Origin of the sequence: Tardiphaga sp. 813_E8_N1_3, assembly GCF_051811025.1 — a bacterium.
Lineage (GTDB): Bacteria > Pseudomonadota > Alphaproteobacteria > Rhizobiales > Xanthobacteraceae > Tardiphaga.
Genome location: NZ_JBPWQE010000001.1, coordinates 1,367,507 through 1,381,780 on the forward strand (window position 1 = coordinate 1,367,507; position 14,274 = coordinate 1,381,780).

The following is a 14,274-nucleotide window of genomic DNA, read 5'->3' on the forward strand; positions in this document are numbered from 1 at the left end:
TAGGTTTCCGCGCGTTTCTCTCGGAGCAAATCATGCGGGCAGGCCAGTTCAATCTTCGTGTCGCCGATTTTCGTATTCTGATGGCGGCAGGTGTCATCGCGCTGACCGGCCTGTTCTCGATGTCGCATGCGCGCGCGATCGAAATGTCCCGCGAGGTCAGCGATCTCTACACGTCGGTGTCGATCTACCCGCCATCCGCCGGTTCCATGACCATCTGCTACGGCTTCGTCTGCCGGCGTCGCCATGCCTTCGATTTCACGCCTGCTGATAGGGCAGCGCTCACCAAGCTTCTCGCAGCGGGCAAGGCGTCGGCCGCGGCGGAACGCGCCGCCGTGCAGAAGGCGGTGGTGTGGTGGGACCGCCGCGTCGGTCCGGTGCTTGGTACCGACAAGCGGATCGCCAATGCGGATTTCCGTTATTTCGACGACAAGCACAATTTCGATTGCTGGGACACGACGCGCAACGTTACCAGCCTGCTGCTGATCATGCAGGAGTGGGGACTTTTCAAGCATCACACGGTGGGCAATCCGCGTTATCGCGGCAATGCGCTGGTGCTGCAGACACCGCACAACACCGCCGTGCTGCTGGACCGCGCGACGGGCACCGAATGGGTCGTCGATATGTGGACGCGCGGCTACGCGCAGCTGCCGGACGTCAAGCCGGCGGATCAGTGGGTCAAGGAAAACTAAATCGGGGAATGGAGCGCCGTCGCGTCGCTGAGGCCTGCGTCACGTTAACTGGCGGCTCTGAGGAGCGGACCTTACAAAGATCTCAGCTCGGGTTTTTGGAGTTAGGCTAGAGCGCACACCGCGGATCGAATTAGCGCAATCCTGCGTGAAACTGATTGCGTTGCAGGAGAGGTGCCCCTTTGGAGGAAACCGCCCTTGCCGAATGCGCTCTACATTGTTGAGGCGTGATCTGGAAAACTTCGGGGAAGTGGCCGGATCACACTGGTATCAAACCAGATGTATCAGACCTTGAGGTTCTCAGCCGAGGTCTTGCCGCGGTTGGCAACTTCCTCGAATTCAACGGTCTGACCTTCGTTCAGTGTCGAAAGGCCAGCCTTCTCAACTGCCGAAATATGAACGAACACGTCCTTGCCGCCATTCGCCGGCTGGATGAATCCATAACCCTTCGTCGGGTTGAACCACTTCACAGTACCTTTAGTCATCACGTCGTCTCCGCGGGATCAAAATCGATAACGAACTGCCGGTCCCCGCAAACCGGCATATCCGACATGCGCACGTTACGCGCGGATTGCCAAGCTTGATAGCTCAAACGGCGTGCAGAAATTGCCCAAACCGACCGTAATCTGTCCAATTTTCCGGGATTCGTCGCTATTCATGATATTTTCCGACGCGGCGGAAGGTCGCAAAAGCAAAGCGCCGGGCTCGGTCGCGATACGACCATGCGTTGTCGTCTGCACGCGGGTGATATCGCTGCAATGCAAAACCCCGGCCGAAGCGGCCGGGGTTCGCAGCCCTCATGCGAGGATTAGTAGCAGACGTTAACCGTGCGCCAGCGCAGGCCGTAGGGCGTCATCACGCGGCGGCTCACATAGCAGCCACCGCCGCCACCGACATAGCCGACACCGAAAGCGGGACCGTAGAAGCCGCCGCCGTGGAAGTGGTGGTGATGGCCGCCGTGCCAGCCCCAACCATGAGCCGATGCGGTGGACGGCGTCAGCGCCATCGCGCCGAGGGAAGCTGCAGCAACGAATGCGAGTGCGAGTTTGCGAAACATGGTCGTTCTCCTTCAGTGATGCGCGAAGCGCGGGTTGCGGGATCTGTCTGTTCGATCCATCGCAAATTCGTCGCATCGATTTCGGAGCGGGTTCGAAGAAATTCTCAGGGAATTTTCTGAATGCCTGTTCAGGCAGGCAAAGCGCGTGCGCCCTGCAGGAACAGCGTTAAAGCGCGGAAACCATGTCACTGGTCACGAGAGATGAAAGTACCTTGGCATCTGTGATCGTGCGCACATTCATCGGTGCGGCACGGCCGCGGATCGCGACGTCCTGGTGTGGCAGCGCGTCGCCCGCGAGGCCTGCAGTGTTGCAGACTTCTTCGGAGATAATGACTTCGCAAGCGAGGCTCTTGGTCATGTCCTGCAGGCGCGCAGCGACATTGACCGCATCGCCGAGTGCGGTGAACACCATGTGATCGCGATAGCCGATATCGCCGACAATGACTTCGCCGCCGTGTATGCCGATGCCGAAACGCAGCGGCTGCGGCAGGTCATGGGCGAGGGCGCGATTGAGTTCGTCGATATTCTCGGCGATGAGCCGCGCAGCCTGCAGGGCCTGGCGACACGCGGTCTGCGGATCGCAGGTAAGACCGAACAGCGCCAGCTCCCCGTCGCCGATGAACTGGTTGGGCTTGCCACCGCTTGCGATGACAGCTCGCGAGACGGCGTCGAGAAAGCGGTTGACGATGAACACGGTGTCGTAAGGCAGCCGTTTCTCGGCGAGCATGGTTGAGCCGCGCATGTCGACGAACATGCAGACGAGATAACGCTCCTGGCCGATCCGCGCCGGCTGCGATGCGTGAGCATTCGCGCTGGTCACTTGCGGCGCGAACAGTTGAACGAAGGTGAGGTCGGTCGTCGGTCGCAACTGGCAGGCCAGCCGGACGGCGGGGTCTGCAGCGCCGCCGATCCTGCTCAGCACAAAGGCTTCGCGCGCGGACGGTGCCGGCAATGTCTCGACACCGCTGGTGACACGAATGCGACAGGTCGAACAGCGCGCGCGGCCGCCGCAGACGCTGGCATGCGGCACGCGATGACGCAGGCTCGCTTCCAGCACGCTGAGGCCCAAGGGGACGCGCAGTTTGCGACCGTCGCTATAGGACAGGTTGATCATCCCGGCACGGCGTTCGACGACCAGGCGGATGGCGCGGGCCGCGAGCACGATGCCGAGCAGAGCGAGATAGCCGATCAGGAGGTCGTCGGTGATGTCGCCGAGTGTCTGCTGCTGTGGAGCGGTGCCCATCCGGTCCGGGCCGAAATTCTCGGCCTGCCATTGCGGCGATGCCAGCTTGGCCTCGACCTCACGCTTGCCCTGAAAGATGCCAAGCAGCGCCAGTGTCGGGATCAGCACGGCAGCCGACAGAAGGTAGGGGGCGAGGCTTTTGAAATGCGCTTTCAGCCGCAGCCAGAAATACAGCCCGATACAACCGTGCAGCCAGGCCACGACCACCACGAGATACATCGACCACGTCTTCGTGGGCGACGTGATCCAGCCATAGAACACCTGAGGATAGCTGCGATTGATGTCGTACAGGTTTTCTCCAAGGCGGACGGCGACCACGTGGCCGACGATGAGTGCGGGAACACTAAGCCCGAGTACCAGTTGCAGCGGCTCGACGGCTCGCCAGCGGAACTGCCGGCGTTCGAATAGCGCCCAGATGCCGAGCACGCCATGGATCGTGACCGCCGAGTAGAAGGTCACCGCGACTGGAAAGAACTGCCAGAAGCCGGCATGGATGACGACGCCGGTCTGCAACGCGTCGAGCGAGATATTGCCAAGCGCGTGATTCAGAAAATGGCTGAGCAGATAGGTGAACAGCACCAGTCCGCAGACCAGCCTGACCTGGCGCAGCCCGATGCCGCGCCACCACGCGGTGGCGGGGGCCGTCCGGGGCAGGTTGCTGGCGGGATTGAGCGAGGCGTCCATGGCGAAACCCTACGGCGAGACGCCCTCCGATGCCATCCGGAGCGGCCTCTGGACAGACCTTATCCAGCAGTAAAGTCAACAAGTTGACAGCATGGCGAAGTCCGCCGAAAAGCTCGGCGATGACGTCTTTTCCCGACCCTTACCTCGATCGGAATGTCCCCCGCCGCGCCTTTTGGGTGATCGGCGCATTGCTTGTGGCGCTGACTGCGATGCGGCTGGTCTATGCCGGGCTGTTCGATCTGCGCACCGATGAGGCCTATTACTGGACGTGGTCGAAGGAGAGCGTGCTGTCGTTCCTCGATCATCCGCCGATGATCTCATGGTTTATCCGTGCGGGCACGCTGATCTTCGGCGATACCAATTTCGGCGCGCGTTTTGCTGGTATCGTGGCGATGGCGGTGACGCAATTGCTGCTGGCCGACATCGTTCGCCGCGTCACGCAGGATCTGCGCGCGGTGCTGCTGGCGGTGCTGATGTCGGAAGCGGCGCTGTATTACGGATTGCTGATGGCCAAGGTCGCGCCGGACGTGGCGTTGATCCCGTTCGCCATGGCGATGCTGTGGTCACTGGTGCGGCTTGCCGAAAGCCATGACGGACGCTGGTGGCTTGCAGCAGGTGTCTTCGGCGGCTTCGCCTTGCTGTCCAAACTCACGGTGGTGATGTTCGTGCCCGGCATTCTCGCATTCATGCTGGTGCCGGAATGGCGCGGACGCTGGCTGCGCAGCCCGTATCCATGGCTGGCCGTGCTGATCGCACTGGCGATCTCGTCGCCGGTCCTGATCTGGAATGCCGGCCACGACTGGGCGTCGTTCAGGTTCCAGTTCATCCGCGCCACCACGAACAACGAGGTGTCGCTGCGCACGCTCGGCGATTTTCTCGGCCTGCAGTTCGGTCAGGTCGGCTTCATCCTGATGCCGGTCATTCTCTCCGCGGTTGTCGTCACTGCATGGCGTGGCTATCGCCGCCGCGAACCGGTCGCGATCCTGCTCGCCACCTGCGTATTGGTGCCGTTCTTTTTCTTTGCATGGAAGTCGCTGACCCTGCGTGTCGGCGATACTTGGCCGATGTTCCTGTGGCCCGCCGGCATCGCTGCGGTGGCGATCAACCTGACGAAACTGCCGGCCGACGGCTGGTCGCCGCGCATGGTGCGTGCCTCCTATGGCTGGAGCATCGCTGCCATCGCCACCGGCATTCCGCTGGTGGTGCTGGTCTTCCTCTATAGCGTGGCCGCGCCGTGGAATCTGATCGGCAAGAACGATCCGCTCGGCGGGGAGGGCGGCTATCAGGTGCTGGCTGACCGCGCACTGGCAGAGATGAAGACCACCGGCGCCACCTGGATCGCGACGACCGACTACCGCACCTATGCGATGCTGCGCTGGCATCTGAAGGACAAGGTGCCGGTGGTGCAGGTCAATGAGCGCGCGCGTTTTCTGGGCTTCCGCGATCCCGGCATGGCGAAGATCAGAGATCACGCCGGACTCTATATCGCGCAGACCGCGGACAACCAGCGCCCGCTGCTGGCGACGACGAGTGCGGTGCTCACGCCTGTCGCCGAAGTCGATACCATCTGGCGCGGCACGGCCATGAAGCACTATGCGATCGACAAGCTCACGGGCTGGACGCCTGACCTGACGCCGAAGCCTGATACACCATTCTATCGCTGGCCTGCGCTGGCGGAGATGTCTGTGCCGACACGCATTCAGCTGGCAGCGCGCTGACTACTCTCTCCCGGCTGGCGAGGCGAAAGCAGGCCGCGACTGGCGGCTGCGACGTCCAGATCGACGCCAAATATGTCTTTCAGTTCGATCTTGCCAGCATCCGTGACTTTAAAGGCGCGCGTCGCGCCCGTTCGCGCAATCCATCCGACTTCCAGAAACCGTCGTTGAAGCTCGGCGCCGACCAGTCCGCCCACATGATAGCGCCGCTCGCTCCAGTCCAGACAAGCCCGGCAGAAGATGCGCTTGCTGCGGCGGTCGGTTTCAAGCCTGGCTCCGAACTCGCAGAGAAAGCGGTGGCCGGCGTCGGTAAGGGCTCCGCCATCTGCACTCAGATGCATGTAATCTCGCGCGATCAACGCGTCCGCGACCGCAACGCCCAGCCGTCCGGCCATATGATCGTAGCAACTGCGCGCAAGGCACAGTGCTTCATCGCGTGCAGAACGCGGTCGATGCCTCGGTGGCATTTCCAGGGCCGCGACGGCGATCATGCTTTCCAGCATCTGCGCCACGAGCGGTGATGTGATCCGATAGTAACGAAATCGCCCGCTCGGTGTCACCGATATCAATCGCGCGTTGAGCAGCCGAACCAGATGTTCGCTCGCGGTGGGGCGGGATATCCGGGCCTGAAACGCCAGCTCGGTTGCCGTGAGCGCCTGACCTCCCATGAGTGCCGCAAGCATGGTCGCGCGCGCTGTATCGCCAACCAGCGCCGCGACTTCGACCATGTTTGCGGAGGCGACCATATCCCAGCGTAGCGGCTCGCCGGATAATCCGCCACTCCCGTCGGTTCGGCCGGTGCCGAACCAATTGGCCCGGCGCCGGCCGTCGCCCGTGCGATGATGCGATCAATAGTGGCAGCCGGGAGCGGAAACATGCAGGCACAGTTCATTCGCGTCGAACCGTTCTCATCCTATTTCGAAGCACGGAAGGTTCCTGTCGCGCCGGCCGTGCGCTATGGCGATCTCGTCTATGTCTCGCAACTGCCGCCCTATGATCCCGAGACGGGGGAGATCAGGCGCTTCCCACTGGAGCGGCAGATCGAGATTGTTCTCGATCAGATGGCGCTGTGCCTTACGGCTGCGGGCTCATCGATCGACAGGGTGATCAAGTGCAATGTCTATTGCACCGGGGCCGATCAGTTCGAAACCATCAACCGGGTTTATGCGCGTTACTTCTCAAGCGATCCGCCGGCGCGCGGCTTCTTCATCGTTGCGGGATGGCATGGCCCGTTCGACGTCGAGGTGGACTGCGTGGCCGCTGCCTAGGGCAGCACTCATAAATCGAGGTTCATAAGCGGCGGCTTGAGCGATGTCTGTTATCCCACACTTCGCGGGCTCAAACCGGACATTGCCTCATATCCGAAAAGGGGCGAATTGCCGAACCGATCAGAGCAATTTATCGTCAAGGCTGATCGAGGCCGCGCGGAAGATTGATCCAGATGACTGTCTGCTCTTCGGGTGAATGTTCCGTTTTGTGCCCTTTGCCATGAGTGTCCTCGAACAAAATGAAGCTACCGGCTGGGACGTGTCTCTGGTCTCCGTCACTGGTCTGGTATTCGGCCGATCCATCAAGCCTTACTGTGAGCACGCGCCCTGGAACAGTGTGCCAATCGACCCGTCGTGCGCCCGCCGGAATGCGCGTGAAGCTGATGTGTGTCGTCGCATATCTTGCCGACACTTCGAAAATCGCGGCGTTGGGATGAACCTGCAGCGGGTTCGTCGGAATATCGACTTCATCAAAGTGGGACTCGCCATCCGCTGTGGAGTAGATCCGTGGGCACTTCATTGAAGCCTCCATTCCCGCGAACGTACAGGTCGGCCTATGGAACGCGATCACTTCCGCTTAGGGTCACTCGCGTCGATTTTGCCATATCGACGATGTCTTCGCTATCCGGCTCATCTTGGCATCAATCCGAATTTGGCTACGCGCTTATGAGTCCGCGCCCGAGAAATTAGGGCGGATTATGCCTTCGGCTCATCCGCCCTAGGCGTTCTCTTCCCCGTCGCGCTTCCGCAGCAGATCCTTCGCGAGATCGCCAAGCTGCGGGCGTGGCAGCGCCGTGAATGGCAATGGCCGCGTCACGTCGATGGCGGCGAGGCCCAGGCGGGCCGTGAGCAGGCCATTGAGCACGCCTTCGCCGAGCCGCTGCGAGAGTTTCGCCGCGATGCCATGGCCGAGCACCTGCTGGATCATGCTGTCGCTGGCGGCCATGCCGCCGGTGATGGCGAGATGGCTGATGGCATGGCGCATCAGCGTGATCATCCCGAGCGTCCCCGGCCGCCCGCCATAGAGTTTTGCGAGCTGCCGGACCAGCCGGATCGCGGCGGCGGCGACGAACAGAACATCGACTACGGCACGCGGGCTGACGGCGGTCACCACCGAAACGCGCTGCGCGGCGACCGAGACGAGGCGACGCGCTTCGATGTCGAGCAGGCTCATCAATTCACGTTCGGCCACGCGAATGAGATCGGCACCATCGATGATATCGTCGGCATGGCCCTGCAGCGCCGTGCGCGCACGAGCGAGGCGCGGATTGGTATGTGCGAGTTTCAGCAGGTCGGCGAGCACGGCACGGCTCTCGGCGCGGTCGTCGCTGGCGATCACGGCCAACGCGCGGGCATGCAGCTTCTCGATGGTGGCGAGCCGCATCAGGCTCAGCGCCTCACGTGCGATGATGGCGATCAGCGCGACGCTGACCAGCGCAGCGAAGCCGAGGCCGAGAAAGCCGAGGCCGTCATTGATCGCGAACAGGTCGCGGACCAGTTGCGTGACGCCGAGACCCGTGCCGAGCAGCACGAGGCCGCCGAGCCCGGTCCAGAACAGCGTGCCCCAGCGGAAGCCTGATCGCACCGGCCGCAGCGGCTCGTCGATGACGACGGGCATCGCCATCGGGTCGGCTTCGGGTGTGATGCGGATGGTGCCGCGGGCGAGGCGGCCGGCATCCTCGTCGGCATCCATCACGGTGACGTGGGGATCGTCGAGCCGGAACGTGGCCGGGCGGCGCGTACGGTCGGTCATTGCAGCCTGTCTCCGATCAGGAACTGGAGCGCGCGGTCGAGGCGGATGTGAGGCAGCGCCGGCTCCTCGCCGCCATCGCGGGTGAGCAGCGGCGGGCGGAAGCGCAGGAAGCGATAGTCGGCCTTGTCGGCGCCGTCTGTCGAGAGGCCCTTGAAAGAACCGCCGGTGAACAAACCATCGAGATCGGTCGGCAGGTCGCCGGGGAAGGTCGCGACTTCAGTCTCGCCGTCGAAGGTCTCGCCATTGGCGACCTCGCCGGCGGCCGGTGTGCCCAGGATCGAGGGCAGCTTGTCGCGGCCGCGCTGCACCAGCGCTTCCTTGGTGGCGCGCACCGCGGCGATGGCGACGACGTCGACGGATGCACCGGCCAGTTCCGAGCGCGCAACGGCCTTGGTTACGGTGCGCCTGAGCACATCCTCCAGCCGGTCATGGCTGAGGTGATGCAGGTGATCGGCCTTGGTCGCCGCAAACAGGATGCGATCGACGCGCGGGCGGAACAGCGTGCTGAGGATCGTGCTGCGACCGATGCGGAAACAATCGAGAATGCCGGCGAGGGCGGATTCGAGATCGTGCAGCGCTTCGGGTCCCGCGTTGAAGGCAGAGAGCGCATCGACGAGTACGATTTGCCGATCCAGCCTGGAGAAGTGATCGCGAAAGAATGGGCGGACGACGACGTCCTTATAGGCCTCATAGCGCCGCTTCATCATCGCCCACAGCGAACCATCCGGTGCGCTGCCATCGCTGGCGACGTCGAGCGGCGCAAAAGTGAGCGCCGGCGAGCCCGCGAGATTGCCCGGCATCAGGAACCGGCCCGGTGGCAACAGGCTCATGGCGAAGCGTTCGTCGCGGCAGGCGCGCAGATAATCGGTGAAGAGCCTCGCTGCGATCAGCGTCGCCTGCTCGTTTTCCGGCGCGTTGGCGTCGAGCGTGGCGAGATGCGCGTGAAACGCCGCCGCCAGCGCTCTGCGCGGTCCTTGCCGCGACAGCGCAAGGCTCTCCGCGGACCATTCCTCATAGCTCTTGTTGAGTAGCGGCAGATCCAGCAGCCACTCGCCGGGATAGTCGACGATGTCGAGCGTGAGCTTGCGGTCGGCGCCGCTCGCGCGCTGATAGTCGATGACCAGACGCAGCTCACTGATATCGGTGGTCGAGTTCGGCCAGCGGCGCTCATCGATCAGCGTCCGCAGATGCTCTTCATAGGCAAAGCGCGGCACGGCATCATCGGGCTGCGGCGCAAGGCGCGCTTGCGCAATCCGCCCGGTGGCCAATGACTCGAACACCGGAAAGCGCCCGCCGCGTGTCAGGCCATGCACGAGCGCGGTAATGAAGACCGTCTTGCCGGCGCGCGACAGGCCTGTGACCCCAAGCCGCACCGTGGGATTGAACAGACCATCGCCATAATCGAGCAATGCGCGCGCAGACAGCCGCGCTTCTTCGACGAGTTCGGACAGGCTGGGCATCGTGCGGGAAAGCTCATCATGGTGGACGTGAAAGGGTATTGGCCTGCCTTCAAAAATGGCGATTGTCTGGCTGAAATCAAGTTCGTCACGAAAGCGTCGTCACTTCGTCGTCTGGCTTTCGTTGACGATCTCCGGCCTATGATCTATCGCTGATTTCAGGGGAAGTCACAGGCGGGCTTACGGGGCAAGCTCACCGCATCGCACCGGCCGGGTTGACGCCACCATGACCGTTTTCCGCATCAAAGAACTGACCACCAATTCCGCTCACATGGTGGCCGGTGCGATCCGCTGGAACTACGACCGTGCCGAACTGATCGCCGACGGCATCGTTCACGGCCTCGGCGTGTTCTCCGGCCTGATCGCCGCCACCGTTCTCATCGTCCTCGCCGCCGTGTTTGCGACGGCGTATGAGGTCGTGACCGTCTCGGTCTATTCCGTCGGCCTGCTGGCGATGCTGGTGCTGTCGGCCATCTATAATATGTGGCCGGTGTCGCCGCGAAAGTGGTTCCTGCGTCGCTTCGATCACTCCGCGATCTATCTTCTCATCGCCGCGACCTACACGCCGTTCTTTGCGCAGATCGCCAACACGCGGCTCGCGATCTCGCTGCTCGCCGGCGTGTGGAGCGTCGCCATCACCGGCATCGTCATCAAGCTCGTTTATCCCGGCCGTTTCGATCGGCTCGCCGTGGTACTCTATCTCGCCATGGGCTGGAGCGGCCTGATGGCTTATGATGCCGTGTTCACACCGCTGCCGCCGCTTACCATGTGGTTCGTCGCCGCCGGCGGCACGCTGTATACGCTGGGCGTCGTATTCCACGCCTGGCAGCGGCTGCGTTTCCAGAACGCCATCTGGCACGCATTTGTCCTGCTCGGCGCTGCATGCCACTATACGGCCGTGCTCGACATGGTGCTGAGCACCTAGAGCATGATCCCGAAAAGTGGGTACCGGTTTTCGGATCAGATCATGCTCTAACAAGAAACAAAAACATCAAGGGGGAGTGCGGCATGCAGGTGACCGGCAAGGTCGTCGTCGTGACCGGTGGCGCCAATGGCATCGGCCAGGCGCTATGCGAGACATTTCATAAAGCGGGTGCAGCGAAAGTCGTCGTCGTCGATCTCGACGGCGAGCGGGCGACCGCCGTTGCAGAGTCCATCGGCGGCGCCGCGTTCCAATGCGACGTCGGCAAGGAAAAAGATATCCAGCATGTGATCGAACTGACCGAACGGCATTACGGGCCGATCGCTTTGTTCTGTTCCAATGCAGGCATCGGCGGCGGCTTCGATCCGATGAGTCCGAATGCCGGTGGTACATCGGATGAACCATGGGCGCGGAGCTGGGCTATCCATGTTATGGCCCATGTCTATGCGGCGCGGCATCTGATCCCGCTCTACAAGGCGCGGGGCGGCGGGTATTTCCTCAACACGATCTCGGCGGCCGGTCTGCTGTCGCAGGTTGGCAGCCCGGCCTATTCGACCACCAAACATGCCGCGGTTGGCTTCGCCGAAAATCTCGCGATCTCGCACCGTGCAGACAATATCAAGGTCTCGATCCTGTGCCCGCAGGGCGTCGATACCAATATGCTGAAAAACATTCCGAAGGGCCCGCAATCCAATGACGGCAACCTCTCGCCGGAGCAGGTGGCACAGGATGCGCTGGCGGGGATCGAAGCCGAGACGTTCCTGATCCTGCCGCACAAGCAGGTCATCGACTACATGCGCAAGAAGACCGAGAACTACGACCGCTGGATCGGCGGCATGGCCAAGATCCAGGCGAAGATGCGGGAGACGTTTGGGAAGTAAGAAGTGTAGTTAGGGTGGCACCAGCGAACGCCGGCTCTTATCCCTCCCCCCGCGCGAAGCGAAGCTTCGCTAGGCGGGGAGGGTGGCCGGCCGTCAGGCCGGTCGGGTGGGGGTGCCCCACGGTAGGTCGGCGCGTGGGGCACCCCCACCCCGGCCTATCGGCCGACCCTCCCCGCAAGGGGGGAGGGAGCCCATGACCGCCTCAGCGCAACAAGTTCACAAGCTAAAGAACCAGCTTACTCCGCCGCTTCGAGCTTCGGCGGGCGTGGCCAGATCACCGGGACCGGCGGGTCATAGGCCTGGATCGGCGGCAGGTTGCCGGTGAATTTCTCGACATTCACCACCGTGAGCTGACCGGTGCAGCCCTGCGCGAGGCGCGAGGTGCCGGTGTCGCGCGTCAACACGTTCGGATTGCCGTGGACGCAGAGCGGCTTTTCCTCGTTCGGATCCTCGGGATCGTAATAGGCGCCTGTCGGCAACTGGATCACGCCGGCCATCACATCCTCGGTGACGACGACGGAAGCAAGGCACGCGCCGCGCTGATTGAACAGCCTGATGATGTCGCCGTCCTTGATGCCGCGCGCATCGGCATCGACCGGATGCATGCGCGCAACCTCGCGGCCGCGGCGCTTTTCGGCGCTGCTATGCCCACCAAAGTCGAGCTGGCTGTGCAGCCGTGACGCCGGCTGGTTGGCGACGAGCTGCAGCGGATTGGTCGCATCGACCACGTCCTCGGGCGCGAGCCAGACCGGATGGCCGGGGCAGTCGTCGTAATTGAAGCTGGCGATGGTGTCGGAAGTGATCTCGATCTTGCCGCTGGTGGTCGGCAGCGGCCTGCCCTCGGGATCGTCGCGGAACGCGCGCAGCGTGCCGCCATCCAGCGGCAGTTGTGGCAGCAGCACTTCGCCCGCCGCCCAGAAGGCGTCGAAATCCGGCGCGTCCAAGCCCTTGGCTTTGAGCCCGTCATAAGTCGGCTGATAGAGATGCTGCAGCCACGCGCGTGGCGTGCGGCCTTCGGTGAATTCATCGGCCTTGCCGAGACGTTCCGACAGGCCGGTGAAGATCGTATAGTCGTCGCGCGCGTCGCCGAACGGGTCCGCCATCTGGTGCATCGCTACCATCAGCGGATCAGTCTGCGACGAACCGATATCCTCGCGCTCCAGCGACATGGTGCAGGGGAGAACGAAGTCGGCATGGCGCGCCGACGCCGTCCATGCGAGATCGTGCACCACCAGTGTATCAACGCGCGCAAAGGCCTTGCGCAGGCGATTGAGATCCTGATGGTGATGGAACGGATTGCCGCCGGCCCAGTAGACCAGCTTGATATCCGGATAGGTCATGTGCGCGCCGTTATATTCGAACGGTGCGCCGGGATTGAGCAGCATGTCGCTGACACGCGCCACCGGGATGAAGTCGCTGACGCCGTTCTTGCCCTGCGGCAGGCCGGCGATCGGCACGGCGTTCTGGCGACGGCCGTAGTTGGCGATGGCGCCGAGCGCATAACCGAAGCCGCCACCGGGCAGGCCCGCTTGTCCGAACATCGCCGACAGCACCGAAGCCATCCACACCGGCTGTTCGCCATGCTTCGCGCGCTGCAGCGAATGCGCGACCACGAATAGCGCGCGCTTGCCGGGCAGGCGGCGTGCCAGCTTGAGGATAGCGTCGGCCTTGAGGCCGGTGATGCCGGCAGCCCAGGCCGCATCCTTCGGCTGCCCGTCGCTGCGGCCCATCAGATAGTCTTCGAATATATCCCAGCCGTGGGTGTGGCTGGCGAGGAACGCGCGATCATGCGTGCCGTCCATCACGGCGGTATGCGCGATGCCGAGCATCAGCGCCACGTCGGTGCCGGGACGCGCGGCGACCCAGTCCTGGTTTACTTCATCGGGGAGATCGCTCTTCAGCGGCGAGATCAGCACGAGTTCGCCGCCACGTTGGCTCAGCGCGATCATGTCGCGATGTTCGGTGTGCTTGCTGATGCCGCCGCCGGCGACGCGCGAGTTCTTGGTATTCATGCCGCCGAAGGCGAGAATGATATCGGTGTGCTCGACGATTTCATCCCAGCCGATATTGCGGCGGGTCATGTCCTCGTAGTTGCCGAGGATATGCGGGATCAGCACCGTCGATGCGCCGGCCGAGTAGCTGTTGACCGAGCGCACATAGCCGCCGAGTGCGACATTCAGAAAACGATGGATCTGACTCTGCGCGTGATGGAAGCGTCCGGCACTCGACCAGCCATAGGAGCCGCCATAGATCGCCTTGGCGCTGTGCGTGTCCTTGACGCGCTTCAGCTCACCGGCGAGCAGGTCGAGCACCTCGTCCCATTCCATCTCGACGAATGCATCGCGGCCGCGCCGCTCGTCCGGGCCGGGGCCGTTCTCGAGCCAGCCACGGCGCACCATCGGCTTGGCGATGCGCGCCTTGTGGCGCAGCGCCTCGGGAAAATTCTGGATGATCGGATTCGGATCGGGATCGATCGGATGCGGTGTGATGACGAGCTTGCCGTCGACCCATTGTCCGGAAAAGGCACCCCAGTGGGAGCTGTGCGTTTTCTTCGAGGAGTCGCCTGCCTGCTTCGTCATGCCTGAGCTTCCGTTATGATCCCGTCATA

13 protein-coding genes are annotated in these 14,274 nt (G+C 63.0%); 5 read left to right on the forward strand and 8 right to left on the reverse strand.

All coding sequences use genetic code 11. The features are described from left to right. The first annotated feature begins 80 nt into the window (after positions 1–80). Positions 81–689: a hypothetical protein gene (locus AB8A33_RS06425; protein ID WP_439095869.1), complete on the forward strand. Its 609-nt coding sequence runs from the start codon at positions 81–83 to the stop codon at positions 687–689. Between the two features lie 281 nt (positions 690–970). Here the strand turns inward: AB8A33_RS06425 and AB8A33_RS06430 are convergent, their stop codons facing one another. The 3 genes from AB8A33_RS06430 to AB8A33_RS06440 form a co-directional block, all read right to left on the reverse strand. After that, a complete protein-coding gene (locus AB8A33_RS06430; protein ID WP_068734210.1) occupies positions 971–1,171 on the reverse strand; it encodes a cold-shock protein in 201 nt (66 codons plus the stop codon). Positions 1,172–1,494: 323 nt separating this feature from the next. Then, entirely contained in the window at positions 1,495–1,743 is a 249-nt protein-coding gene (locus AB8A33_RS06435; RefSeq protein WP_439092006.1) for a hypothetical protein, read from the reverse strand. Between the two features lie 166 nt (positions 1,744–1,909). Beyond that, positions 1,910–3,670, reverse strand: a complete 1,761-nt coding sequence (locus AB8A33_RS06440) for an adenylate/guanylate cyclase domain-containing protein (protein ID WP_439092007.1) — start codon at positions 3,668–3,670, stop codon at positions 1,910–1,912. A gap of 119 nt (positions 3,671–3,789) precedes the next feature. Between AB8A33_RS06440 and AB8A33_RS06445 the strand changes: the two genes are divergently transcribed. Continuing rightward, on the forward strand, positions 3,790–5,388 hold the full coding sequence (locus AB8A33_RS06445; RefSeq protein ID WP_439092008.1) for a glycosyltransferase family 39 protein: 1,599 nt from the start codon (positions 3,790–3,792) through the stop codon (positions 5,386–5,388). On the opposite strand, the gene AB8A33_RS06450 is transcribed toward AB8A33_RS06445, so the two are convergent. Then, complete coding sequence (locus tag AB8A33_RS06450; RefSeq protein ID WP_439092009.1) at positions 5,370–6,113, reverse strand: ArsR/SmtB family transcription factor; 744 nt, start codon at positions 6,111–6,113, stop codon at positions 5,370–5,372. The two genes, AB8A33_RS06445 and AB8A33_RS06450, sit on opposite strands and share 19 nt — an antisense overlap. A 147-nt stretch (positions 6,114–6,260) precedes the next feature. On the opposite strand from AB8A33_RS06450, the gene AB8A33_RS06455 reads away from it, so the two are divergent. After that, positions 6,261–6,653 carry a RidA family protein gene (locus AB8A33_RS06455; RefSeq protein WP_439092010.1) on the forward strand — a complete coding sequence of 131 codons (393 nt, stop codon included), beginning with the start codon at positions 6,261–6,263 and terminating at the stop codon, positions 6,651–6,653. Positions 6,654–6,789: 136 nt separating this feature from the next. On the opposite strand, the gene AB8A33_RS06460 is transcribed toward AB8A33_RS06455, so the two are convergent. The 3 genes from AB8A33_RS06460 to AB8A33_RS06470 all read right to left on the reverse strand — a co-directional run bounded on the left by AB8A33_RS06460 (position 6,790) and on the right by AB8A33_RS06470 (position 9,866). Further along, complete coding sequence (locus tag AB8A33_RS06460; RefSeq protein WP_439092011.1) at positions 6,790–7,173, reverse strand: hypothetical protein; 384 nt, start codon at positions 7,171–7,173, stop codon at positions 6,790–6,792. Positions 7,174–7,371: 198 nt separating this feature from the next. Further along, complete coding sequence (locus tag AB8A33_RS06465; protein ID WP_439092012.1) at positions 7,372–8,406, reverse strand: YcjF family protein; 1,035 nt, start codon at positions 8,404–8,406, stop codon at positions 7,372–7,374. Further along, positions 8,403–9,866: a YcjX family protein gene (locus tag AB8A33_RS06470; RefSeq protein ID WP_439092013.1), complete on the reverse strand. Its 1,464-nt coding sequence runs from the start codon at positions 9,864–9,866 to the stop codon at positions 8,403–8,405. Before AB8A33_RS06470 ends, AB8A33_RS06465 begins: the two co-directional genes overlap by 4 nt. Positions 9,867–10,089: 223 nt before the next feature. On the opposite strand from AB8A33_RS06470, the gene trhA reads away from it, so the two are divergent. Together trhA and AB8A33_RS06480 are read left to right on the forward strand one after the other, a co-directional pair. Then, entirely contained in the window at positions 10,090–10,788 is a 699-nt protein-coding gene (trhA, locus tag AB8A33_RS06475; RefSeq protein ID WP_149532948.1) for a PAQR family membrane homeostasis protein TrhA, read from the forward strand. Positions 10,789–10,871: 83 nt separating this feature from the next. Continuing rightward, complete coding sequence (locus AB8A33_RS06480; RefSeq protein WP_439092014.1) at positions 10,872–11,666, forward strand: SDR family oxidoreductase; 795 nt, start codon at positions 10,872–10,874, stop codon at positions 11,664–11,666. A gap of 236 nt (positions 11,667–11,902) precedes the next feature. Here the strand turns inward: AB8A33_RS06480 and AB8A33_RS06485 are convergent, their stop codons facing one another. After that, the gene (locus tag AB8A33_RS06485) at positions 11,903–14,245 is read right to left on the reverse strand and encodes a molybdopterin guanine dinucleotide-containing S/N-oxide reductase (protein WP_439092015.1); all 2,343 of its coding nucleotides are present in this window, start codon (positions 14,243–14,245) and stop codon (positions 11,903–11,905) included. Positions 14,246–14,274 lie beyond the last annotated feature (29 nt).